The sequence below is a fragment of the Amycolatopsis sp. NPDC041971 genome (genome assembly GCF_055588925.1).
In genome coordinates this window covers 230,026-253,701 of the sequence record NZ_JBVJCE010000005.1, presented here as the reverse complement: position 1 = coordinate 253,701, position 23,676 = coordinate 230,026, and the positions used below count along the sequence as shown (strand labels likewise).

The 23,676-nt window shown below is 67.5% G+C and carries 24 protein-coding genes; 9 read left to right on the top strand and 15 right to left on the bottom strand.

Annotated elements, in window-relative coordinates; translation table 11 throughout:
* Positions 1–77: 77 nt before the first annotated feature.
* The 8 genes from ACZ6DT_RS13950 to ACZ6DT_RS13915 form a co-directional block, all read right to left on the bottom strand.
* The gene (locus ACZ6DT_RS13950; protein ID WP_465593656.1) at positions 78–1,934 is read right to left on the bottom strand and encodes a DUF5107 domain-containing protein; all 1,857 of its coding nucleotides are present in this window, start codon (positions 1,932–1,934) and stop codon (positions 78–80) included.
* The gene (locus tag ACZ6DT_RS13945) at positions 1,931–2,998 is read right to left on the bottom strand and encodes an ABC transporter ATP-binding protein (RefSeq protein WP_465593654.1); all 1,068 of its coding nucleotides are present in this window, start codon (positions 2,996–2,998) and stop codon (positions 1,931–1,933) included. The genes ACZ6DT_RS13950 and ACZ6DT_RS13945 overlap by 4 nt, the downstream gene beginning before the upstream one ends.
* Before the next feature lie 6 nt (positions 2,999–3,004).
* The gene (locus ACZ6DT_RS13940) at positions 3,005–3,934 is read right to left on the bottom strand and encodes a carbohydrate ABC transporter permease (RefSeq protein WP_465593651.1); all 930 of its coding nucleotides are present in this window, start codon (positions 3,932–3,934) and stop codon (positions 3,005–3,007) included.
* A 10-nt stretch (positions 3,935–3,944) separates the two neighbouring features.
* A complete protein-coding gene (locus tag ACZ6DT_RS13935; protein WP_465593648.1) occupies positions 3,945–4,922 on the bottom strand; it encodes a carbohydrate ABC transporter permease in 978 nt (325 codons plus the stop codon).
* A complete protein-coding gene (locus ACZ6DT_RS13930) occupies positions 4,922–6,313 on the bottom strand; it encodes an ABC transporter substrate-binding protein (RefSeq protein ID WP_465593645.1) in 1,392 nt (463 codons plus the stop codon). Before ACZ6DT_RS13930 ends, ACZ6DT_RS13935 begins: the two co-directional genes overlap by 1 nt.
* 81 nt (positions 6,314–6,394) lie before the next feature.
* Positions 6,395–7,276 carry a class II fructose-bisphosphate aldolase gene (locus ACZ6DT_RS13925; protein ID WP_465593642.1) on the bottom strand — a complete coding sequence of 294 codons (882 nt, stop codon included), beginning with the start codon at positions 7,274–7,276 and terminating at the stop codon, positions 6,395–6,397.
* Between the two features lie 8 nt (positions 7,277–7,284).
* Complete coding sequence (locus ACZ6DT_RS13920; protein ID WP_465593639.1) at positions 7,285–8,175, bottom strand: 1-phosphofructokinase family hexose kinase; 891 nt, start codon at positions 8,173–8,175, stop codon at positions 7,285–7,287.
* Positions 8,176–8,182: 7 nt separating this feature from the next.
* Entirely contained in the window at positions 8,183–9,064 is an 882-nt protein-coding gene (locus tag ACZ6DT_RS13915; RefSeq protein WP_465593637.1) for an SIS domain-containing protein, read from the bottom strand.
* A 313-nt stretch (positions 9,065–9,377) separates the two neighbouring features.
* Here ACZ6DT_RS13915 and ACZ6DT_RS13910 point away from each other — a divergent pair, with 313 nt between their 5' ends.
* The 3 genes from ACZ6DT_RS13910 (at position 9,378) to ACZ6DT_RS13900 (ending at position 10,773) form a co-directional block, all read left to right on the top strand.
* Positions 9,378–9,545: a hypothetical protein gene (locus ACZ6DT_RS13910; protein WP_465593634.1), complete on the top strand. Its 168-nt coding sequence runs from the start codon at positions 9,378–9,380 to the stop codon at positions 9,543–9,545.
* 202 nt (positions 9,546–9,747) lie between these two features.
* Positions 9,748–10,221 (top strand): carboxymuconolactone decarboxylase family protein, encoded by a 474-nt coding sequence (locus ACZ6DT_RS13905; protein ID WP_465593631.1) that lies wholly within the window; start codon positions 9,748–9,750, stop codon positions 10,219–10,221.
* Between the two features lie 99 nt (positions 10,222–10,320).
* A complete protein-coding gene (locus ACZ6DT_RS13900; RefSeq protein ID WP_465593628.1) occupies positions 10,321–10,773 on the top strand; it encodes a MoaF C-terminal domain-containing protein in 453 nt (150 codons plus the stop codon).
* Positions 10,774–11,034: 261 nt separating this feature from the next.
* Here the strand turns inward: ACZ6DT_RS13900 and ACZ6DT_RS13895 are convergent, their stop codons facing one another.
* Complete coding sequence (locus tag ACZ6DT_RS13895) at positions 11,035–12,291, bottom strand: HNH endonuclease signature motif containing protein (RefSeq protein WP_465593625.1); 1,257 nt, start codon at positions 12,289–12,291, stop codon at positions 11,035–11,037.
* 267 nt (positions 12,292–12,558) lie between these two features.
* Between ACZ6DT_RS13895 and ACZ6DT_RS13890 the strand changes: the two genes are divergently transcribed.
* Complete coding sequence (locus tag ACZ6DT_RS13890; RefSeq protein WP_465593623.1) at positions 12,559–14,016, top strand: APC family permease; 1,458 nt, start codon at positions 12,559–12,561, stop codon at positions 14,014–14,016.
* On the opposite strand, the gene ACZ6DT_RS13885 is transcribed toward ACZ6DT_RS13890, so the two are convergent.
* A complete protein-coding gene (locus ACZ6DT_RS13885) occupies positions 13,996–14,745 on the bottom strand; it encodes a GntR family transcriptional regulator (protein ID WP_465593620.1) in 750 nt (249 codons plus the stop codon). The two genes, ACZ6DT_RS13890 and ACZ6DT_RS13885, sit on opposite strands and share 21 nt — an antisense overlap.
* 109 nt (positions 14,746–14,854) lie before the next feature.
* On the opposite strand from ACZ6DT_RS13885, the gene ACZ6DT_RS13880 reads away from it, so the two are divergent.
* The 5 genes from ACZ6DT_RS13880 to ACZ6DT_RS13860 all read left to right on the top strand — a co-directional run bounded on the left by ACZ6DT_RS13880 (position 14,855) and on the right by ACZ6DT_RS13860 (position 19,147).
* Entirely contained in the window at positions 14,855–15,724 is an 870-nt protein-coding gene (locus tag ACZ6DT_RS13880; protein ID WP_465593617.1) for a Cgl0159 family (beta/alpha)8-fold protein, read from the top strand.
* A gap of 20 nt (positions 15,725–15,744) precedes the next feature.
* Positions 15,745–17,229 (top strand): CoA-acylating methylmalonate-semialdehyde dehydrogenase, encoded by a 1,485-nt coding sequence (locus ACZ6DT_RS13875; protein ID WP_465593614.1) that lies wholly within the window; start codon positions 15,745–15,747, stop codon positions 17,227–17,229.
* 287 nt (positions 17,230–17,516) lie between these two features.
* A complete protein-coding gene (locus ACZ6DT_RS13870) occupies positions 17,517–18,422 on the top strand; it encodes a glutaminase (protein WP_465593611.1) in 906 nt (301 codons plus the stop codon).
* 36 nt (positions 18,423–18,458) lie between these two features.
* Entirely contained in the window at positions 18,459–18,941 is a 483-nt protein-coding gene (locus ACZ6DT_RS13865; RefSeq protein ID WP_465593608.1) for an MSMEG_6728 family protein, read from the top strand.
* Complete coding sequence (locus ACZ6DT_RS13860; RefSeq protein WP_465593605.1) at positions 18,938–19,147, top strand: hypervirulence associated TUDOR domain-containing protein; 210 nt, start codon at positions 18,938–18,940, stop codon at positions 19,145–19,147. The genes ACZ6DT_RS13865 and ACZ6DT_RS13860 overlap by 4 nt, the downstream gene beginning before the upstream one ends.
* A gap of 15 nt (positions 19,148–19,162) precedes the next feature.
* On the opposite strand, the gene ACZ6DT_RS13855 is transcribed toward ACZ6DT_RS13860, so the two are convergent.
* From ACZ6DT_RS13855 to ACZ6DT_RS13835, 5 genes are all read right to left on the bottom strand, one after another.
* Entirely contained in the window at positions 19,163–19,579 is a 417-nt protein-coding gene (locus ACZ6DT_RS13855) for a hypothetical protein (protein ID WP_465593602.1), read from the bottom strand.
* Positions 19,580–19,726: 147 nt separating this feature from the next.
* Positions 19,727–19,903, bottom strand: a complete 177-nt coding sequence (locus ACZ6DT_RS13850; RefSeq protein WP_199749064.1) for a hypothetical protein — start codon at positions 19,901–19,903, stop codon at positions 19,727–19,729.
* Between the two features lie 156 nt (positions 19,904–20,059).
* Entirely contained in the window at positions 20,060–20,833 is a 774-nt protein-coding gene (locus tag ACZ6DT_RS13845) for a hypothetical protein (protein ID WP_465593598.1), read from the bottom strand.
* Positions 20,820–22,355, bottom strand: a complete 1,536-nt coding sequence (locus ACZ6DT_RS13840; RefSeq protein ID WP_465593595.1) for a vWA domain-containing protein — start codon at positions 22,353–22,355, stop codon at positions 20,820–20,822. The genes ACZ6DT_RS13845 and ACZ6DT_RS13840 overlap by 14 nt, the downstream gene beginning before the upstream one ends.
* Positions 22,352–23,590, bottom strand: coding sequence for a hypothetical protein (locus ACZ6DT_RS13835; RefSeq protein ID WP_465593592.1), 1,239 nt, complete (start codon positions 23,588–23,590; stop codon positions 22,352–22,354). The genes ACZ6DT_RS13840 and ACZ6DT_RS13835 overlap by 4 nt, the downstream gene beginning before the upstream one ends.
* Between the last annotated feature and the right edge of the window lie 86 nt (positions 23,591–23,676).

Sequence of the window (23,676 nt, the reverse complement as noted above, 5' to 3'; positions counted from 1 at the left end):
TTGGCCACTGTTTCGAGCAGTATGCTGCATCGCGGTTGTCCGCCGCGAGCGGCGCGCCGGTCGAGTGGCCCGGCCGCTCACTTCATCCGGAAGTCATGTTCTTCCGGCAGCGGTTCGTCCGAAACCGCCGCCCAAGTGTCCGATAGAGACGTTTCCCCTTCCCTGATGTTCGCGACCTCGAAACCGGTGTCGTAGACGGCCTTGGCCCCGGCGACGTCGCCTTGGGCGAGCCGGGTGCGGGCGGTCAGCAAGGCGATCCGCCCTTCCCGGGGGAGCCCGTCCAGCAGCGCGCTCGCCTCTTCCGGCAGCCCCGCCGCGAGTTGCGCGGCGATCGCCTCGACGACCAGCGGCCGCATCGACGGCGCGAGGGCGACCGCCCGCCGGTACAGCCAGGCGGCCTCGTGCCCCGCCGTGGCGACCGCCAGATTCCGCAGCGCCCAGGGGTTCTCGTCCGCCGAGACGGACTCGCGCCAGGCCCGGACCGCGTCCGAATGCCGTCCGGCCGCCCAGTGCGCGACACCGCGGTGATACCAGGTCAGCCAATTCTTCGGGGCGTACTCCATGAGATCCGTCCAGCACCGGTTCACCAGCGTCGGTGGGGGCACGGCGAGTGGAGCCCCGTCCGGTGGCGTCCCGTCGAGCAACGCGAGCCAGGGCTCCTGGTCCGGCCCGAGCGATTCGTCCGGGAACGGCGTGCCGGGCAGGGACATCGGCGTGCGCCGGTGCTCCAGCGCACCCCAGCCGGAGCCGGTGGCCAGGAAGGATTCCGGGGTGACGTCGGCGATCTTCCGCCAGTCGTCGTGATACTCGTCCATGGCTTCCGCCGACGGCAGACCGGCGGCGACGGCTTCGCGCGCCGTCGCCCAGTCTTCACCGTGCACCGCGGCCGGATCGGCGGCGACCGGGCCGTAGGCCTCCAGCCAGTCCCAGCTCTCCCCGGGTGGCAAGCGCAGATGCTCCAGCTGGGTGCGGGTAAGACCGGCCTGGATCTCCAGGTAGCCGCCCGCTCCGGGAGCCAGCCACTCCTGCCAGCGGCGTCCACCGGTGGACTCGCCCCACAGGAACAGTTTGCGCCCGCGCAACCGGCCGGTGGACAGCTGGACCAGCCCCGTCCCGTCGTCCTCGACGGCCGCGACCCACGGTCTTCCGGTCACCTCGAAGAAGTAGTCCGCCGCGGTTTCGGCGCGGGCCGGATAGGTCAGCTCGCCGGGGACGTCGACCAGGTCGAGCCGTCCCGAATAGCCGTAATGCCAAGCTTGGGTCGCGGGTGCCAGCACGCGGGTGCCTTCGTTCTGTGGCACCGCGATGTTCGACCACCAGTACACCGGGACGTCGGAGGGATGCGGGTTCCGCACCCGCACGGCCACGAGCAGCCGATCCGACCCGTCGGGCAGCCAGAAATCGATCTGGTACGGCAGATCGCGGGTGCGTTCCCACTCCCACAACCTCAGTATCGGTGTGCCGTCCGGCCCTTCGATCTCCGCCGCGAACATCGGCTCGCAGGTCAACGTCGTATGCCCGGTGCTCCCGAGGTTCCATTCGACGCCGCCGGCGAACCACGCGTCCCGCAACGCGAGGTTCGCGGGCTGGAACACCGGATTGCGGTAGAGCAGTTCGCGTCCGGACGGCCTGTGGACCAGCGAGTACAGCCGCCCGCCCAGCGAAGGCAGCACGGTGGCGCGCAGCTTGTCGTTCTCCAGCACCAACGCCGGGAACTCACGTTTCGTGCGCTCCCGGGTGTAGCCGTCCTGAAGCAGACACGGCAACGGCGTGTCCAGACGGCCGTAGCCGATGTTCTCCGCCAGGTCCGGCGGCAGCTCGTCCACATTGGACACCTTCGCCACCGCTTCGGGTTTCCGGAGCGGCGGCAACGGGTTCTCCGGCCCCAGCACAGCCGCCGGGAGCAGCAACCCGGTGCGGTACAGGCGGGTCATGCGTCCGGGAGCCTGTCACCGGTCGTGGCGTCGAACAGGTGCACCGCGCCCGGTTGCGGCGTCAGGGAGATCGGCTCGCCACGCTGCCACGGGGCCATGCCCGGGGTGCGAACGGTCAGCACGCGGTCGCCGTCCCGGCAGTAGAGGTACTGGTCGCTGCCCAGTTCCTCGACGACCTCGACGACGGCTTCGAAACCGCCGTCCCCGATCGTCCAGCTCTCGGGCCGGACGCCGACGACGATGCCGGGGCCGGTCAGCGCCGAACGCTGTGCCGGGGTCAGCGGCAGCCGCGTGCCGCCCGCGACAGCACCGCCGCTGTCCACAGTGGTCTCCAGCAGGTTCATCGCGGGCGAGCCGATGAACCCGGCGACGAATACGTTGACCGGCTTCGCGAACAGCCCGACGGGCGTGTCGCACTGTTGCAGGATCCCGTCCTTCAGCACGGCGACCCGGTCTCCCATGGTCATCGCCTCGACCTGGTCGTGCGTGACGTACAGCGTCGTGATGCCCAGCCGCCGTTGCAGGGACGCGATCTGCGTCCGGGTCTGCACCCGGAGTTTGGCGTCCAGATTGGACAGTGGTTCGTCCATCAGGAACACACTCGGCTCGCGCACGATCGCCCGCCCCATCGCGACCCGCTGCCGCTGGCCGCCGGACAGGTTCGCGGGTTTGCGGTCGAGGTACTCGGTCAGGTCGAGCACGGCCGCGGCCTCGCGTACCTTGCGTTCGCGTTCGGCCTTGGCCAGCTTCGCCAGCTTCAGGTGGAAGCCGATGTTCTCCCCCACCGTCATATGCGGGTAGAGCGCGTAGTTCTGGAACACCATCGCGATGTCCCGGTCCTTCGGCGGCAGTTCGGTGACGTCGCGGGCACCGATGTGAATGGAGCCGTCGTCGACGCCTTCCAACCCGGCGAGCATCCGCAACGTGGTCGACTTCCCGCAGCCGGACGGGCCGACCAGCACCAGGAACTCGCCGTCGGCGACCTCGAGGTCGAGTCCGTCGACCGCGGGACGTTCCACTCCGGCGTAGAACCGGGTGGTGTCGGAGAAGGTCACGGTGGCCATCAGGTCCTACTTTCCGGCGCCGAGGGTCAGGCCGGTGATGATCCGGCGGGCGAGCACGAGGTAAAGCACGAGCATCGGGAGCACGACGATCGCCACACCGGCGATCAGGCCGCCGTACTCCGATTGGTAGCTCGCGGCCCCGTAGAAGGTGAAAAGCGCGCGGGACAGCGTGAAATGCGCTTGGTCCTTGAGGAAGACGATCGCCAGCAGCGTCTCGTTCCACAGTCCGATGGCGTTCAGCGTCAACGCGGTGATCATGCCGCCCCGGGTCAGCGGCAGCATCACCGAAAAGAACGTGCGTGTCGGCGAGGCGCCGTCGAGCGCGGCCGCCTCCTCCAGCTCGTCCGGCAGCGACCGGAAGAAACCGGTCATCAGGAACACCGTGAACGGGATGGACAGGGCCACGTACAGCACGAACAGGCCGTACTCGTTGTCCATGTGCACTTTGCTGAGCACCACGAACAGCGGGATGATCACGGTCTGGAACGGCACGCCCATGCCGATCGCGACGACGTTCGTCATCGGCCCGGCGCCGCGGACGCCGAGCCTCGTCAGGGCGTACGCGCAGGGTGCCGAGACGGCGACGGTCACGACCGTCGCCAGCCCGACCAGGACCACGGTGGTCAGCACCGCGTCGCCGAAACCGGCGTTGTTCCAGGCGTAGACGAAGTTCCGGAACGGCTTGCCGTTCTGGAACCACTGGTACGGCAGGGCGAACGGCTTGGTGAAGATCTCCACCGGCGTTTTGAACGACGCCGTGAGCAGCCAGTACAGCACCAGGATGTTGCCGACGGTGAACAGCCACACGATCGTGGAACCCAGTACCCGCAACGGGCTGAACCGTTTGGAGCCGGGCGCCGGACGCGGTTTGCGTGGCGGCTTGCGCACCGGTTTCGCCGGTCGCCGCGCGGGCGCCTCGACGTCGGTGACGGACATTTCGTCTCCCTCAGAACTGGATCGCGTCACGGCGCATCAGACGGCGGAGCAGGACGACGAGCACGGACATCAGCGCGATCATCGCCACCGCGCAGGCACAGGCGGCACCGAAGTCCGGGGTGCCGTTCGAGCCGAAGGTCCGGTCGAACACGTAGATCCCCAGCGTCCAAGCCTCGTTGGGCGGGGCGTAGGTGCCGGGACCGGCCAGCACGAACACCAGCTCGAAGATCTTGAGCGCGTTGATCGTCCACAGCACCCCGGCGACGCCGACGACGTCCCAGGTCATCGGCAGCGTGATGTTCTTGAACTTCTGCCAGGGCGACGCGCCGCCCAGTTCGGCGTCCTCGTAGAGATACGGCGGGATGCGGTCGACCGCGGCCATCAGGATGGTGATGTAGAAGCCCGAACTGGCCCAGATCAGCGAAGCCGTCACCACACCGGTCACATTGGACGGTGCGAGGAACTTCACCGCGTCTGCGCCGAGGCTTTCCAGCACGTAGTTCGCCAGCCCCTGTTTCCCCGGTTGGTACTTGAACACGAAGCCGAGGAACATGCCGAGCGCCACCGGCGCCACGATGTTCGGGAAGAACAGGATGGCGCGGACGATCTTGCCGCCCTTCATGTCCCTCAGCACCATGGTGAACAGGAAGGCCAGCGCGAACGTGCCGATCCCGCCGAGGAACACGTAGATCAGCGTGTTGCGGAAGGCGTACTGGAACGAGTCGCTCGTCCACATCTGCGTGTAGTTGGTGACCCCGTTGGGTTCGGGGGTGTCGCCGGCGCCCGCCCAGCTGGTGAAGCTCAGCACCACGGTCGCGATCGTCGGCAGCACCAGGAAGGCCAGGTACAGCACCAGCGCCGGTGCGGCGAACGGCCAGAACAGCCGTTTCTTGCGGCGCAGGTGCGCACCGGTCTTCACCGCCCGCGCCGACGGTGTCGTCGGCGTCGTCGGCGTCGTCGGTGTCGTCGGCGTCGTGACCGTGGCCATCAGCCCTGGTTCTTCCAGAACTCGGCGCTCTTGACGGCGAGCTGGTCCACGAACTGCTGCGGGGTGAGCCGGCCCTTCAGCAGCGCGATGTCGGCGGGGTCGAAGACGTCGGTCTGCCATTTGCCGCCGGCGATGCCGTCGATCCCGTCGTACTGCAGGACGTGCTCCTTCTTCGGGTCGTCCAGCGCGGCTTTGACCTGCTTGAGGTCGTCCGGCACGGCGAGGTCGGCACGCGGCACGAGGTTGTCGGCCACGATCGGGATCCCGGCGAGCAGGTCCTTGTTGAGGAAGTAGGCGATGAACGCCTTGGCCGCCTCGGCGTGCTTGGCCTTCTTGGTCACCGAGAACCCGATCGACATCTGCTCGACGGTGTCGTGCGTGGCGCCTGCGGGCATCGGGAACTGGAAGGAGCCGTAGTTGATCTTCGTTCCGGCGCCCTGCTTGTCCAGGTACTCACGGGTCTCGCTCGGCGCCCAGCTGCCGACGTAGAGGAAACGGGAGTCGCCGTCGGCCCAGCGCTGCTGCACCTGCGGGAACTTCGCCGCGTCCCAGCCGTCGATCAAGTACTTCGGCAGCTTCGCGGTTTCGGCGGCGGCCTTGAGGAAACCGGGCTCGGTCTTCCACGCCTGGCCGGTCTTGTCGGTCGCCGCCTTGTACAGCCCGCCCGCGCCGACGAACCGCTCGGCCAGCTGGGTGTAGAAGTACATGTTGTAGAACGGGATGTCGCCGTCGAGGCTGATGGCGGCCTTGCCGTCGGTCTTCGCCTTGTCGAACAGGCCGATCAGCTCGTCCATCGTCTTCGGCTGCTGGATGTCGCCGGCGGTGTCCTTGTTGAACCACCAGGCGCTCGACTGGATCGTGTACGGGACCATGAAGTTGTGGCCTTCGCGGTCCTTGTTCTGCGGGAAGTCGTACGAGCTGGGCGAAAGCACGTCCTTGACGGTCTTGTCGCCCTCGCCGACCTTCATCGCGAACACGTCGTCGACGCTCTGCGTGCCGCCCGGAGTCATGACCGCCGCGCCGACCTTGCTGACATCCTGGTCGAACAGATCCGGCACGGCGTCGGTGTTCAGCGCGGGCACCAGGTTCTGGGTGTAGGCCTTACGGCCCAGCCACTGCACGTCGACCTTGACGCCGGTCTTCTCCTCGAAGCATTTGAGGGCCTTCTGGAGGACCTTGCCCTGGGGCTCGTCGGCCGTCCACATGGACCAGTACGTGAATTCCTTGTCCGTCGCGGGTTTCACTCCCGCCTCCGGACAGGGCGCGTTGAGGAACTGGTCGACGCCCGGGAGCGCGTTCTCACCGGTGCCACCGGCCGTGTCCCCGCCGCCGCATCCCGCGAGCAGGAGCGCCGCCCCTGCCGTCAATGTCGTCAGCCTGCCTACCCGCATCCGCCACCACCTGGATCGAAGATCACACAAGTTTTGCTTGTTATTGCGCAGTTTTGTGAGGTTTCGCGCACATGTCAACACTCAATTGCGCAAAGTCTGCTCAATCGTCACCTTGACCGGTTCAACCTGATCAAGCTTGAGCACTCCCAGCAACCGCCGCACCTCGACGGCGACCGCCGCCCTTCCGGCTCCGAGATATTTTCGCGGGTCGACGCGTTCCGGATGCGCGCGCCAGTCTTCCGCGGCCGCGGCGGTGAACACCTTGTTGAGCTGAGTGGCGATATTGATCTTCGTCATCCCGGCGCGCACCGCTTCGGCCAGTCCCTCGTCCGGCACGCCCGACGAACCGTGCAGCACCAGCGGCACCGGCACCCGCTCCCGCAGCCGCGCGATCAGCTCGAAGTCGAGTGCGGCGTCACGGGTGAGCATGGCGTGCGAACTGCCCACCGCCACCGCCAGCGCGTCGATGCCGGTGGCCGCCACGAACCTCGCCGCCTCGTCCGGATCGGTGCGCGCGCCGGGCGCGTGGACGCCGTCCTTGCCCCCGACCTCGCCGAGTTCGGCCTCGACCCAGACCCCGCGGTCGTGGCAATACGCGGCGACTTCCCTGGTCGCGCGCACGTTGTCGGTGTAGTCCAGTTTGGACGCGTCGAACATGACGGAGCCGAAGCCGAGCGAGACCGCCTCGCGGACGAGCTCGGCCGATTCGGCGTGGTCGAGATGCACCGCGACCGGAGTGACGGCACCTCTCGCCGCGGCCAGCGCCGCCATGCCCACCGGCGCCAGTGAACCGTGGTACTTCACGGCGTTCTGACTCAGTTGCAGGATCACCGGCGCTTCCGCCGCGGCCGCGCCGTCGACGATCGCGGTGATGTGTTCGAGCTGGATCGCGTTGAACGCGCCGCAGCCGTACCTGGCCGCCGCGGCGGCCCCGACGATTTCCCCGGTTCCCACCAGAGGCATGACGTCTCCTAATCCGGGCGGGCGCGTAAGGCGACCAGGCCCTGTTCGGCTTCGTAGTGCGCGAGGTCGACGTCCCCGGCCAGCGGTCCCAGCACGGCCGCCCCGGACAACGCGACGGCCCGGCGCAGGATGTCCGGCCACGGTTCGGCGCGGCTCAGGCCCAACGCCAGCGCCGCGACGACGGCATCGCCCGCGCCGGTGGTATTGCCACTGAGCACAGTGGAGGGTTCCGCCTGCCAGCTGCCGGATCCGGTCACCGCCAGCAGTCCCTCCGGGCCCAGCGAGACGACGACGGCGCCCGCCCCGGCCTTGCGCAGTTCGGCCGCCGCGGCCACCGGATCCCGCAGGCCGGTGACCTCGCGCAGTTCGTCGGCGTTCGGTTTGACCACGGACGGCCGTCCGGCCAGTCCGGCGAGCAGCGCCTCGCCGGAAGTGTCCAAGATGGACGGTGCTTCGCCGAGGAGGCCGGCGTATCCCCCGGCGCCCGGCGGCAGGCTGCCCGAGCAGACGAGCACATCCGGTTTCCGGGCTCGGACGGTCGCCGCAAGCGCTTGCCATTCGTCTTCGGTGAGCCTCGGCCCGGGCTCGTTCAGCAATGAGACCGAGCCGTCGTCCGCGAGGACCGTGATGGTGCGCCGGGTCTCCCCGCCGATCTCGACGACATCCGCGGCGATACCCGCTGCCGCGAGGTCGCCCTCGACGGCGGCCCCCGTCGCGCCGCCGGCCGTGAAGATCGCGCGGACGTCGGCGCCGAGTGTGTGCAGCACGCGAGCGACGTTGACGCCCTTGCCACCCGCCCGGTGCCGTACTTCCCGCACCCGGTGCACGTCACCGGGCCGCAGACCGTCCACCGTGTACGTGACGTCCAGCGCGGTGTTGGGCGTGACGGTGACGATCACGGCAGCCTCAGGTCAGGACGACGGAACGGGTGAGGCTGCGGGGGTTGTCCGGGTCTAGCCCCTTGCGGGCGGCGATGGCTCCGGCGACACGCTGGGCGCGGACGAGGTCGGCGAGCGGATCCAGGCCGCTCTCGACGAACAGACCGCCCGCGCGGGCGACGTCGTCGGCCAGCCCTTCCGGCGCCCGCCCGAACATCCAGGTCACGCGGCCGGGTTCGCTGATGCTGATCGGCCCGTGCCGGTAGTCCCACGCCGGGTACGACTCCGTCCACAGCAGACACGCCTCGCGGAACTTGAGCGCCGCTTCGTTCGCGATGCCCACCGACCAGCCGGTGCCGAGGAAGCTGAACTGCTCCGCGGCGACCAGTTCGTCGGGCAGTGGTTCGGCGAGCACGCGTTCGGCCTGGTCGGCGACCGCCGTCAGGTCCTCGCCGAGGTGCGCGCGCAGCATCGCCAGCGCCGTCGTGGCGAACCGGGTCTGCACGACCGAGCGTTCGTCCACGACGGACAGGTCGACGATCGTGTCCGCGGCGGTCTCGATCTCGCGGGGCACGCCGGTGATCGCGATGGTCGGGGTCTTGCCCCGCAGTTTCGCCAGCAGGGCGTGGACCTCGGTCGTCGTACCCGACCGGGTCAGCGCCACGACGTGGTCGTAACCACGGCCCGCCGGGAACTCGGAGGCGGCGAAGGCATCGGTCTCGCCGAGCCCCGCGGACTCGCGAAGGACGGCGTACGCCTGGCCGATGAACCACGACGTGCCGCAGCCGACGATCGCGACCCGCGCGCCCGGCGGCGGCAGCAGAGCACTGTTCGCCGAGGCCAGCGCCGCCGCTTCCCGCCAGCAGCCGGGCTGACTCGCGATCTCCGCCGCCATGAAGGTCCCGCTCATGAACTCCCCATCCGTGCCAGTTGTGCGCAGTAGCTGTCACGTTAGGTGCAGTTTTGTGCAACGTCAATGCTCTGTTGGCGCACTTTCACGCATTTGCTCCGCGCAGATGTGCAGGATGGGCCGGTCGCCTACCGTGGACGGATGCGGATCGTCTCGCTGCTCACCGCTGCGACCGACTACGACGTGCTGTCGAGCGGGAGATTTCGGCGGCCGAATCCGACGTCGTGCTCACGCGCAGGATCTCTGCGACGTCTGCGCGGTCTCCCATCGGCAGGTCTAGGAGACCGTGCGCACGCTGGACGGTGATACCTAGGTGGTCAGCCTCGAATCGAGAACGCTCGACGGCGTCTTCACCTGCTTGGCCATGCTCGGCGAGGCGCAGGGTGTCCCGGAGCAGATCGCCGCCGCCGGCGGCGGCGTCCTACTGCTCGTCCCTGCGGCTTCCCGTCTGAACGGACCGAGGCGGAACTGCACCTGCTGACCGGCTTGCCGGGCTGGGACGACATCCCGGCCGTGCACATCCTGGACGGGCCAGCCTGCTTCAACCGGCCAGGACCCCGCATCGTCAACGGTGTGGAGATCCTCGCCGACCTCCTGCATCCGTGACCGGCGTCACGTGCGAAGCTGTCACAACCTCTCCACCCCACTCGTCATATGTGCAGAACCGATGGAGAGGAAAGATCATGGAACCGCGAATCAATCTGTTCGAGAACGACGTCATCCTCAAGTACGTCAAGCGTCTCGGCGCCGCGAACCGGCCGATCGAAGAGTCCTCGCTGCCGCACGCGACTCAGGAGCTGGTGAAGCTGCGCGCCAGCCAGATCAACGGCTGCGGCTTCTGCACCGACATGCACAGCAAGGACGCCGCGCACGCCGGCGAGACCTCGGTGCGGCTCAACCTGGTCGCCGCCTGGCGGGAAGCGAACGTGTTCACCGAGCCCGAGCGCGCGGCGCTGGCGCTCACCGAGGAGGGCACCCGGATCGCCGACGCGCACCACGGCGTCAGCGATGAGACCTGGGCGCAGGTGCGCGAGCACTACGACGACGAGCAGATCGGTGCCCTGATCGCGTTGATCGCCGCGATCAACGCGTACAACCGGCTCAACGTCATCGCCAGGACTCCGGCGGGCGACTATCAGCCCGGCATGTTCGACTGATCCTCGCGTTCAGCGACAACTGGATCGCTTCGCCGGACAACGATCGAGCTGCCACGGGCTGCTAAACCTGGGGAAACACACGATCCGGAGGTTCAGCCCGTGCAACTCGACGTCCGCTTCTTCCCCGTGACCGGGACCCATCCGCTCAGCACCGACCTCGTCGGGCTCCGCGCGAACTTCCACTACGGCTCCGGGAACGTGCTGGAGCAGCAATACGCGGACCGGACGACGATGATCTGGACGGGCGTGTCCGGCGACTTCGCCGGTGTCCGGCAGAAGGAGGCGACGCTGCGCGTCTTCGAAACCGGACCGGCGCAGTACTTCGTCACCTGGTACGAGACCGGGACCGTCGCGACGGCCGCGCACGGGGAGGTCTTCGACGGCGGATACCCGATCGCGGTGATGGCCGACTTCGGCCGTCTGGTCGCGACAGCGGCTTATACGAACCCGCGCGAGGACGGCGGGCAGTACTTTCTGGTCGACCAGGCGACCATCGAGATTCTGGAGCGGCCGCATGGGTGGCCGTCGTTTCCGGCGCCGCGGAGGTCTTGAGAGGGCGCCGTCTCGGTGGTGACCGCATGAAGAGCGTTTCAGGCAGTTCTTCGTCGGGCGGTCTGGGTGGTGCGACGTCCAGCCGGGTATCGCGATGGCGATCTCGCAAAGCCGCACCTTCGCGGCCCGCTTGAACCTGAACCATCCTCACTACAGCCGCGCATGCCTGTACGGGCCCGGCGTAGCGAACGTCTGGCGAAAACCATCCGCACGAACAAGATCGCGAACTCGCCGCCGGATAAACGACGCACCGGGATCGGCCTATACCCTGAGATGCATGGTGTTACGCCTCGGTGTTCCGGTGGGGTCGAGGTAGGCGGGTGCGGTGAATTCCGGCAAGCCGTCTTGGGCGATCTGGACTTTCCATTGGCTGTGGTGGATGAGCCGGTGGTGTTTGGTGCACAGCAGCACGAGGTTGTCGATCTGCGTTTCGCAGTGGTGTCGCCAAAAAACGATGTGGTGTGCCGTACAGCGCGGTACAGGCATATCGCATCCCGGAAACGCGCAGCCACCATCGCGGATGGTCAACGCATACTTCTGCGCCAGCGACACAGTCCGTTTCGACCGGCCGATATCCAGCGGTTCGCCTGCCGTGCCGAGAACTCCGGGTCGCACGCGGGCATCACAGGCCAAGATCCGGGCGTCGGTCGCACTGATCGGCCCGACCAGATCTAAGTGTGCTTCGCCGATGTCGCGCATGAGGCCGTCGTAGGACATGGTGACCAAAATGTGCGTCGCTTCGCCCGCCTGGCCGGGAAGGTTCCGGCTGGTGGTCTTCAACCGCACATAATCGGTGAACGCATCGCCGTAGCGTTCGTCTTGTGTCCGGGAGTCCCGCACGCCGTCGATGGCCTTGTGCGGCTTGGCCATCGGATCCAGATCCGACTTCAACCGGGCATACGTTTCCAGGTCCAGGGTGGCTTTCAGGCCGAGGGTGCCGTCGCGGTGTTTGATGAACCGCATCTCCGGTCGGGTGTCTTTCGGGTCCTCGGTGCGGGGCTCTTTCCCGTCCGGATCCAGCTTGTCCAGCAGGCGGCGCCCAGCCCGGGCGATCTGCCGCGGCCCCGCATGCCGAGCCAAGTCGACCAGGATCTTCTCCCCAGCTCGTACCTCCTCTTCCGGAACGGTGGACGGGATCCGGGCCAACGTACGGATGATCGCATCGATCTGCGAACCCCCGATCGCGCCTTCCACAGCAGCCAGAGCGGTCAACGGCGCCAGGGGTGGCTCGGGGTCACCGCCGATAGCCGGGCCAGGATGCAGGGCCAGCACGCGGTCGGCACGGGCACTGGCTTCCTTGTCCGTCACACGAAAGTCCTCGAAAATCAGGGCAGCCAACGTCGAATGACCCGAACACCCCCGAACACCACGGGAATTGATTTCCGCCAGGATCGCGTTTTGTTCCGCGTCGATCTGACGCTTCTGAATCTCGAGTTCCTGTTTGCGAGCGTGCAGCGTCGCGGTATCAACGCGCCACCACTCGGTGGACGTCTCCGGGGATGCGTCATCGCTGGCCACAACCCCACACTACTCCAAATCGAACAGATGTGCTAGCCCGAACGGCCTAGCGAACAAAGTGACCGGAATGCGCATGCAGCGAAGCAACTTTAAGGGCGCGAAGGCGTCGTGAGTGACGATTCGGGTTAGAGCACGAATCCCCACTCACGACCCACCGCACACAACCGAAGACCAGGCACAGGCACACAAGTACCGCGCACGCAAAGGCAAAGCCCACACCCCCGGCCGCTCCCATACTGGCCGTCCAGCGAAGATGAGGAGCAGCGAATGAGCCGAGACGACACGTCGCTCGCGAAGAACGTCTTGGGCGTGCCGGGCATCGTCTTCCTCGTGCTCGCCGCGGTCGCGCCTCTGACCGGGATGATCGTGATCGCGGCCATCGGGATCGCGGTCGGGAACGGCGGCGGGATGGTCGCGGCCTTCCTGCTGGCGACGGTCGTCCTGTTGCTGTTCGCGGTCGGCTACGCGCAGCTGTCGCGGGTGCTCACCAGTGCGGGCGGCTTCTACGCCTTCGTGGTCAAGGGGTTGGGCAGGACGCCGGGGCTCGTCGCCGGTTTCGTCGCGATGCTGGGCTACAACTGTTTCGTCGCGGGCGCGATCGGCACGAGCGGGTTCTTCACGTCCACGGCGATCGACGACGTCTTCGGGCTCCACCTCGATTGGCTCTTCTGGAGCGCGGTTTCGGTGGTGCTGGTCCTCCTGCTCAGCCGCCGGGGAATCGCGGTGAGCGCGAAGGTGCTGGGAGTCTCGCTGATCCTTGAGGTCTCGATCCTGCTGATCATGGACTTCAGCGTGCTGTTCCGGCACGGGTTCTCCTTCGCCGCGTTCAGCCCCTCCGTGCTGTTCCAGGGTGCCGGCGGGCTGGCGTTGTTGTTCGCCGCCAACGCTTTCATCGGTTTCGAGGCGACGGCGCTGTTCGGCGAGGAGGCCAAGGATCCCAAGCGGACGATCCCGCGGGCGACCTACATCGCCATCGGGTTCATCGGGGTGTTCGCCGCGTTCACGACCTGGGCCGTGGTCAGCGCGATCGGCGCCGAACAGGCGCAGGACGTGGCCCTCGCGCACCTTTCGAGCGGGGATCTCGTGCTCTCGGTCGCCCAGGAGTACCTCGGCGAACCGCTGACCAAGGTGATGTTGCTGCTTCTGGTGGTCAGCCTGTTCGCGGCGTTGCTGGCGCTGCACAATTCGGCGACCCGGTATCTGTACGCGCTGGGCCGGGTCGGCGTGCTGCCGCGGCTGCTGGGCAAGACCAGCCCGCGCAACGGAGCACCGCGCTACGCCTCGATCGTCCAAGTGGTCTTCGGCTCGGTGGTGGCGCTGGCGTTCCGGCTCGCCGGGCTCGACCCGGTCGCCGATCTCACCGCGAGCATGACCGGCTTCGGCACGTTGGGCATTCTCACCCTGCAACTGTTCGCGGCGGTCGCGATTCTGGTCTATTTCCGCCGGGCACGGGACCGCCGGGTAGTGAAAACGCTGATCGCCCCCGGGCTGGGCGCGGTGGGGCTCGGGGTCATCGTGACATTGGCGATCCTCAACTTCCCGACGCTCGCCGGGTCGAGCAACGGCGTCGTCCCGCATCTGCCGTGGCTGCTTCTCGTGGTGGCACTGGCCGGGCTGGCGCTCGCCGGCTGGCTGCGCCGGTTCCGGCCTGCGGTGTACGCGGCGCTGGAGACCGACCTGGAACGCGATGCCGCGCCGGAACCGTCAGAGGCTGTTGGTCAGTGAGAGGTCGAACGAATAGCGCGAGGCGCGGTAGACGTGCCAGCCGTATTCCACGACCTTGCCGGAATCGTCGTAGGTGGTGCGCCGCATGGTGAGCAGCGCCGCGCCCGGCTCCTCGTCCAGCAGTTCGGCGTCCTCCTCGGTGGCCTGCCGGGCGCCGACGTTCTGCTGAGCGGCGTGCAGTCGGACACCCGCCGAGCGCAGTAACTGATACAGCCCCTTGTCCCGCAGTTCATCGTCGGCCGGGTCGATGAGGCCGTCAGGCAGGTAGTTGTTCATGATCGCCAACGGTTCGCCACCGGTCGAGCGCACTCGCTTCAGCCGCCGGACGTGGGTCAGGGCCGGTGCCTCGAGGTGCTCGACCGCCTCGTCGCCCGCGGGCTCGACCCGGTTGACGAGAACCACGGACTCCGGCTTGTCCCCGAGCTCGCTGAGGTCGTCGAAGAGGCTGCTCAACCGCAGCGGGCGGGCGACCTTGGTGCGGACGACCTGTGTGCCGACACCGCGTCTGCGGACGAGCAACCCTTGGTTGACCAGTGACTGGATCGCCTGGCGGATGGTCGGCCGCGACAGGTGCAACCGTGCGGCCAGGTCCAGCTCGTTGTCCAGCCTGGCGCCGTTCGGCAGCCTGCCGTCTTCGATCGCGGCACCGAGCTGCCTGGCGACCTGCGAGTACAGCGGCTCCGGGCCGTTCGGATCCACCACGATCTCACCGGGTGCCCAGGGTTTCATGCGCGGAGCCTACCGTGACGAGCCACTATGACCTTATGTCCATATGTCTTGACAAAGTCTCCGAGTGCTTGCCATGGTCGAGGCACCACGCGAGCCGGGAGGAACGAAAGTGTCGGACACAGTGCGCCGGATAGTCGCCGCGCGGGTACGTGATCCGGGGGCCGTCGCGGTGGCCGCGGCCACCCGGGTCCGCGCGAAATCGCCGTTCAACGACAAGGGCGCCGTGATGCTCATCGCCGCGGACCATCCGGCGCGCGGCGCGAACGGTGTCGGCGCCGAACCGCTCGCGATGGCCGACCGCGGCGAACTGCTGGACCGCCTCGGCCTGGCGCTGGAACGACCCGGCGTCACGGGGGTGCTGGCGACGCCGGACATCATCGACGATCTGCTGCTCCTCGGCGCCCTCGATGGCAAGACCGTCATCGGGTCGATGAACCGCACCGGCCTCGCGGGATCGAGTTTCGAGATCGACGACCGGTTCGCCTGCTACGACGCCGAAACGATCGAGCGGATGCGGTTCGACGGCGGCAAGACGCTCACCAGGATCTGCCTGAGCGACCCGGCGACACCCAGCGTCCTCGAGAACACCGCGAAGGCGGTCAACGACCTCGCCGACCGGAAGCTGATCGCGATGGTCGAGCCGTTCCTCGCCGAGTGGGTCGACGGACGCCTTCGCAATGACCTCTCCCCCGACGCCGTGATCCGGTCGATCACCATCGCCTCCGCGCTCGGCCGCTCGTCGGCCTACACCTGGCTGAAACTCCCGGTGGTGGAGGACATGGAGCGTGTGCTGGCCGCCTCGACGCTGCCCGCCGTCCTGCTGGGCGGCGAGGTCAAGGACCCCGACGCCGCGTTCGCCGCCTGGCAACGCGCGCTCGCGCTGCCGACCGTGCAAGGCCTCGTGGTCGGCCGCTCCCTGCTCTACCCGCACGACGGTGACGTCGCCAAGGCCGTCGACACGGCCGTCGGACTGCTGTGAACACCTGTGGAGGACAACGCGTGAAGACCATCGACCACTGGATCAACGGCACCGCGGCCACGGCGGGCTCCACCCGCACCGCGCCGGTGTTCGACCCGGCCGCGGGGCGCCCGCAGGCACAGGTGCTCCTCGCGGAACCGTCCGATGTGGACACGGCGGTGTCCGCCGCAGGTAAGGCTTTCGAGACATGGGGCGATTCGTCGCTCTCTCAGCGGACCAAGGTGATGTTCGCCTTCCGCGAGTTGCTGGTGGAACACGAGGACGAACTCGCCGGGATCATCTCCTCCGAGCACGGCAAGGTGATCGACGACGCGCGCGGCGAGATCGTCCGCGGCCGCGAGATCGTCGAGTACGCCTGCGGGATAGCCGACGCGCTGAAGGGCGGCTTCTCCGACCAGGTCTCACGCGACGTGGACGTGCACGACTTCCGGCAGCCGCTCGGGGTCGTCGCCGGGATCACGCCGTTCAACTTCCCGATCATGGTCCCGCTGTGGATGCATCCGATCGCCATCGCGACCGGCAACACGTTCGTGCTCAAACCCAGCGAGCGGGTCCCGTCCGCGTCCCGGCTGGTCGCCGAACTGTACGCCGAGGCGGGTCTTCCCGACGGCGTGTTCAACGTGGTCAACGGGGACAAGGTCACGGTCGACGCGATCCTGGAGCATCCCGGTATCGCCGCCGTGTCGTTCGTCGGGTCGACCCCGATCGCCCGGCACGTCCACGAACGCGCGACCGCCACCGGCAAACGCGTGCAGGCGCTCGGCGGGGCCAAGAACCACGCCGTCGTCCTGCCCGACGCCGACCTCGAGTACGCCGCGAACCATCTCACGGCCGCCGCGTTCGGTTCCGCCGGACAGCGCTGCATGGCGATTTCCATCGGCGTCGCCGTCGGTTCGGCGGGTGACAGGCTGGTCGAGATCCTCGAGCGCAAGGCCGCCGAGATCAAGGTCGGTCCCGGGCACGAAGCCGGCAACGACATGGGCCCGGTGGTCACCGAGGCCGCACGGCGGCGCGTGATCGACTCCGTCGCCCTCGGGGCGGAGCAGGGCGCGACCGTGGTGGTCGACGGCCGGGAACTGAGCGTCGCCGGCCACGAGAACGGTTTCTTCGTCGGCCCGTCCCTTTTGGACAAGGTGACCACCGAGATGTCCGCCTACCGCGAGGAGATCTTCGGGCCGGTGCTCGGGATCGTCCGGGTGTCCACTCTGGACGAAGCGATCGCGCTGATCAACGCGAATCCCTACGGCAACGGGACCGCCGTGTTCACCGGCAGCGGTGAGGCGGCGCGGCGGTTCCAGCGGGAGGTGAAGGTGGGGATGATCGGGGTGAACGTGCCCATCCCGGTGCCGATGTCGTACTACTCCTTCGGCGGGTGGAAGGACTCCCTCATCGGGGACAGCCCGATCCACGGCCGGGAAGGCGTCCGGTTCTACACGCGGGCGAAGGTCGTCACGACGCGGTGGCCGCACAGCGCGGCGGGGTTCAACTTCCCGACGTCCAGTTGACAGCGCATCGAGAGGACGAAATGCGGGTGGTCAGCCCTGGTGGAGCCTGCCACCGGCACCGAAGAACAGCTCAACGCCGATGGCGATCATCCGCACCTGGCGGTCGCCCAGCGCTTTTGAGTAGCTTTCACCTTTTTCAGTGAGCAGCGAGGATCCATTGTTGCCAGACGCCAGAGCGTGTGCGGGACGTCACTTCGGCGGTTGAACCGAATTTCCCGTTCCGATTTGACAAGTTCACCCGCGAACCCCGATCCTCGCGCGAGAAGACGCGCTTCTACGCTACGACCGTGGACCTCGCAGCGCTGCTGGACCGGATCGCCGACGACGTCGCGCCGGAGATCGGCCGCGGCTCCGTCGCGGCCTACATCCCCGCCCTGGCCAGGGTCGATTCCCGGCAGTTCGGCATGGCGGTGGCCGAAGTGGACGGCCGGGTGCACGGCGTCGGCGACTGGGAAGTGCCGTTCTCCGTCCAAAGCATGTCGAAGGTCTTCACCTTGGCGCTCGCGCTCTCCCATGGCGACGGGGTGTGGGAACGGGTGGGCCGTGAGCCGTCCGGCAACCCGTTCAACTCGCTCGTGCAATTGGAGAACGAGGACGGGATCCCCCGCAATCCGTTCATCAACGCCGGCGCGCTGGTGGTGACCGACGAATTGGCGCACCACGGCGACGCGGCGGAAACACTGCTCCGGTTCTTCCGTGAGGAAAGCGGTCGCGCGGACGTCGGGATCGACGACGAGGTGGCCGCTTCGGAGGCCGCGCACGCCGATCGCAACCGCGCGCTCGCCTATTTCATGGCGTCGTACCGGAACATGCGTCATCCGGTGCCCGCCGTCCTCGATCAGTACGTGCGCCAATGCTCGATCGCGATGAGCTGCGGCGACGTCGCGCGCGCGGCGGTGTTCCTCGCCCGCCACGGCGTTCGCAACGACGGCACCAGGTTGCTCGAGCGGAGCGCGGCCAAGCGGGTCAACGCGGTGATGCTGACCTGCGGCACCTACGACGCGGCGGGCGAATTCGCCTACCGGGTCGGGCTTCCCGGCAAGAGCGGCGTCGGCGGCGGCATCGTCGCGATCGTCCCCGGCCGGTGCGCGATCTGCGTGTGGAGCCCCGGGCTGGACCCGCGCGGCAACTCCGTCGCGGGCGTCGCGGCGCTCGATAGATTCACCACCCTGACCGGCTGGTCGATCTTCTGAACGGTTTGAACCCGCGACGACGGGGAAGCCGTCGGTGTGCAGACGTTTCTTCCGTGTGTTGATTTCCGGGCCTCCGCTTCCGTGCTCGACCAGCGGAGGCTCGGAAAGCAGCGCGTGGAGACGATTCAGGTTCTGCGCGCGCTGACGGTGCCGGGGTACGGCTGGCGACATCACCCGGCCGCGGCGATGTGGGCGGGTTACGAAGAGGCACTGGTCCGGTACGGCTTCGACATCTGCGAGGTCTGGTGCGAGACCGGCCGCCAGGACACCTGCCGCGAAACGCTCCGGCTCGATCTGCTCCGCGCCACCGGGCTGGACGAGATCCGAACCCAGGCCCGGCTCGCGGACGCGAAAGAGCTTCCACCCTGGCTTGGCGACACGGACTTCCACCGCAGCCACCAGTCCGCGCTCGTCCGCAAACAACCCGAGCACTACCGCCCGAAGTTCCCGGCCGTCCCCGACGACCTGCCCTACGTCTGGCCGGCGTCGGACCGTCCACGACTAGAAGGAGTGCGATGACCGAGCATTTTCGCAAAGGTGACAAGGTCCGCTGGAACAGCCACGGCGGACACGCCGAAGGTGAGGTCCTGAAGAAGATCACTTCCGACACCGAAGCGGGTGGCCGCACCGTGCGCGCGTCCAAAGAGGAGCCGCAGTACCTGGTGCGCAGCGACAAGAGCGGCGGCGAAGCGGTGCACAAGCCCGAGGCACTGGAGAAGTTGTGAGCGAAGAGGGACGGCTCAGGCGCTGGGCCGCCCCATCTCGTGTCCCGGCCGCCCCTCGGTCCGCCGTTGCCGCTTGAGCCGTTCTTCGTGCAGGTGCCGCCGCCCTCCGGTCAGGTCTTCGGCGACGTCCCGGGTCATATCGCGGTAGGCCCGGTAGTAGCCGTCGTCGTACTCCTCGATCACCTGGAAGGTCCACCGGTCCGACAGCACGTTGAGCCCGATCAGTTCGGTCTCGATCCGCTCGGCCCAGTCGGCGTGCCCGGCCTTCCGGAGCCCTTCGACGGCCTCGCCGAGCGCGAAGTCGGCGGTTCCCGTGAGGTGATGGAAGGCGTACAGGTGGCCGCGCGCCTGTTCGACCGTTTCGAGCGCGAAGACCAGCTTTCCGACAGCATCGACGGTCGCCTCGTCGGGTTCTGGAGATGAGTCCGGCATGTCCGGTGACTTCCCCGGAGCCGGTGTTTCTACACCCCGGCTCCGGCGATCCGGACGAACGAGCGAATCAGCGGGCTCTGGATCGAAGTGCTGCGACGGCTTGCCGCCGCCGGGCTGGACATCGTCGGTTGCCGCTGCGCCGAGCACTCAGGCCATGAGGCAGCAGGCGCCGGTGAAGCAGCCGAAGGTGCCTCCGCTTGACGTGTTCTTCCAGTTGTCGAAGTGATCGATGACGATCTCGACGTCGGTCTGTCCGGCCGCGGTGACATCGATGCCAGAGTCGGCGAAGAAACTGCGGATATCGTCGGAAACGGCGCTCTTCATGGAGAATCTCCCTCGAACCTGCGGTGTTGGATACCGAAATCGTGCAGGTTCACCCCCATCGGCCGACAGTGCGAAGCGCCATGGACGACATGTGGCTTTCGACTGCTCCACTCGCCTCACCCGGGTGGCGCGACTGGAGCAGCCGAACGCGGGAGGTTACTTGAAGATGGCGATGGGATGGACGACGAGTTCCCCGGTTTCGGGATCCCAATCCTCGACCTTGCCGAGGCACCGCGCCCGGAAGGCGCCGGCCGGGGCGGAGTCCCGCAGGTCGCCGGTCACACAGGTGAAGCGGATACTCCTGCTCTTCGACGGATCGTCCGGATTGCCGTACGGCGCGACGAACACCGTCTCGGTGTCGGTCTGGGAGCGTTTCCGGAACAGGCCCTTCACGGAGACGAACGCCTCGACACCACGCAGCCGGGTCTTGAGCTGCCGGGTGTTTTCGGGACCGTCGGACCAGCCGAGTTCCTTCACCAGTGCGCGATTGTGGACGAGTTCCTGCTTCGCCAGATCGACGTGGATGATGTCGTGGTGCTTCTCCAGCACCTTCGTCACGATGCCGATCACCGTGATCGGCTCGGCCTTGCGGATGTACCGCCGGAACTCCTCGTCGGTGTCCGTGCGTTCCGATTCCCCCCTGAGGGGACCGAGCCCGCCCGATGCCCAGAACCGCCAGCCCCGGCTCTTCCGTTTCTCCACCTCCTGTTCCAGGGCCTCGTTGTAGCGATGCAACTGGTACAGCCCCATGACGGACTTCGTGTGCAGGTAGAAGCCGATGCCCCGGATCATCCCCTGGTCACCATCGGAGCGCGCACGGCGCCAGTGCCGCACGAAAACGACGATCGCGACGATGAAGGCGACCACGGTCAGCACCCAGACCGCGACCCACAGTCCCCAGACTTCCCACCACAGATTATCGGCAGCCACGGATCTCCTTGAAGGCCTCGAGCAGGGATGTCGCGTTCGCGTCGACCATCCGGCCACCGGTGGCCACGGCCGCGCGATCGAGTTCGGCGGGATTCGCCTCGCCGAACCGGATCGTGTACGTGTGCACGCCGGGATCCCTTGGCGCGCGCAGGAATTCTTCGATGCCCTGGCCGGTGTTGCTCTCCCCGTCGGTCATCAGCACGATCGAAACGCCGCTGCCGGGCTCGGCGCGGCGATGGGCACCGGCCTTCGCGTAGGCCTCGCCGAGCGCCGACCAGACCGCCGTGTTGCCGTCGAACTCGTCGGCGGCGATGAAGGCCCGCAGCGCGTCGAGATCCCGGGGTCCGTCGATCGTGAACTCCTTGTTCCCCAGTATCTTCCCGCCGAAGCGGAGCACCGTGAGCCGCTCGCCGCGGTAGAAGCGGTCGAATCCCCCGTCCGGGCCGCCGCTCAGCCCGGTGAAGGTCGCCCGGAGCGCGGCGACCCGCGGCCCCTTCATCGAACCGGAGAAGTCGAGCACGAAGATCACGCGTCCGGGTGTCCGGCCGGCGGGGGCCGCGTAGTCGTCGAGCAGTTTGTCCACGACGGCCTGCTCGTCGGGGAAGTACAGCGAGTTCCCGATCGAGGCGGGCAGCCTCGGATCGAGCGCCACGTCCCCGGCGATGGGCCGCCGGAGAGTCCGCTCCATCAGCTTTTTCTGCGTCGCCGGGCTCCTCAGCCAGGAGACGACCTTGTCGTACACCTCCCGTTTGGCCGGGTCGAGCAGGAGGAGCGGGTAGTCGGACTGGACGATGCCGTCCCTCGGGTACACCAGTTCCAACGGCGTCTTGAGCCTGCCGCTCGCGTTGAGGGTGAGCAAAGTGGACTCGTACCCGATGATCGCGTCCACGTCCTGGCGCTCGGCGAACCGGTCGGTCACCGCGGCCGAGGTGTCCGCCGTGAGCGTGTGCCCGGCGCGGAAGCCCTGCAGCTTGTCGCATTTCACGTCCTGGAGCCGCAGCGCCGCTCCGGTGCCCGAGGCGGCCGTGGCCACCCCGACGAGCGAGGTGAGCCCGCTGGTCGACTTGGCCGGATCCGCCATCGCGAACCGGAACCCGCCGCCGGCCGCCGCGTCCGCCAGATCCGCCCACGAGAGCTTCCCGTCCGGCTTGCCGCGGCGTAGTTCCGCCGCCTTCGCCGGGGTGATCCCGACGATGACCGGTGACACCATGGTCTTGGTCGCGAGCGGCCGCTCCCCCTTGTCCGCGGACTGCCGGTACTTGAGCTGGAAATACCGGTCGGTGGAAAGCCAGGCGAGATCGTGCGTGGCCTTCCCTGGCGTGAGGGAAGTGCTCGCGTCGACGGTTCCCCGGAAATCCATTTCCAGTTCGATTCCCGTTTCCCCGCGAAGGTCGTCGAGAATCGGTCCGAGATCGGCCAGTTCGGAGCTGGCCAGCACGCGCAGTTTCACCTTCTGCCCGCCGCTCGTACAGGCGGCGACCACCAGGAGCAGGCAGCACAGGACCGCGAGGAGCCGCTTCACGGGCAGTCCCCGACGGTCTTGATCATCTCTTCCAGCACCGGATTGTCCGGGAGCGGCGTGGTGCTGTCGTCGTCCGCGATTTCGGGGCTCGCCAGCCCCTGTTCGCGCAGGAAGTCGTACAGCCGCGCGCTTTTCGTGCTTCCCGCGGGAGTCGCGACGCCGAACCCGAGCTCCATCGCGCGACGTTGCAACTCGGGATCGAAGGTGATCAGTTCGCCCAGGCGTTCCGCTTCCGGTTTCAGTGCCAGGAATTGCGGTTTCGTCAGGATGTTGTCCTTCGGGTACAGCAGGACCCGGTCGTGGTCCGGCTGCCCGCTCTGCGCCTTGGCGCGCAACTGCATCGCGAGGTACTGATGCTCGTAGATGACGACGATCGGCTTGTCCCCCTCGGCCAGATTCGCGTAGGACTCGGACAGATCCGCCGACGGGAAGCCTTGTGCCGCCACGAGCGGTTTCACCCGGTTGGCCAGTGCTTTCGCGCTCGACAGGTTCGGCGGACCGGCGGGCGCGCCCGCCGGTCGCGGGTCGACGACCGGGACCTGACGGCCGTTCTCCAGGAACGCCACCAAGATCAGATACGTCGCGCCCGAGTTGGAGTCGCAGATGTTCGACGTCTGCGCCAGCACCCTGTTCCCGTTTCCCGCGCCGAAGTCGCCGACGCGCAGCGAGTCCCAGGTGCGCTCCTGCCGCATCGCCTGGATGAACTTCTCGGTGTCCAGCGTGTAGTACAGCGGATTCTGCTGTCCCGGTGGTTTCGTGGCGATCTTGTTGCTCGCCAGCGTTTCCGCGTAACGACGATAGGTGGCGAGGACGATCGGGCTGGTGAACGGCTGTCGCGCGCTGCCCGTCCACTGGTTCGCCCTCGACCGCCGGACAAGACTCGCGGCCGGCTCGCCGGACATGAACACGAAATCGTAGTGGCTGAGGTCGTGCGTGGCGACGTCACGTGATCCCGCCCTGGTCACGTGGACGCGGAGGTGGTGACGCATCAGGATTTCCTGGATCTTCGCGTCCTCGAAGAGATCCGATTTGGAGCCCATCTTGCCGCGCAGAACCAAGGTCTGCTGGAACGGCACCACGATCGTCCCGCTCAGGAGCAGGGCGACCAGGCCGCTCACGGCCAGCGCGAGCGCGGGCCCGAAAGTGCGGAGAAATCGACGGCGAAGAAAGAACGCCGAGGGTTTTGGTCGGATGGTGAGCTGGGGTTCTTCACGAAGCGAGCTATCGGTGGTCACCGATTTCCTCCCCGAATGTCCGGCAAGGCCCATTTTACCGGGACGCACCGACGAAAAGGCACGTCTCGATCCGGCTTCGGGACCCA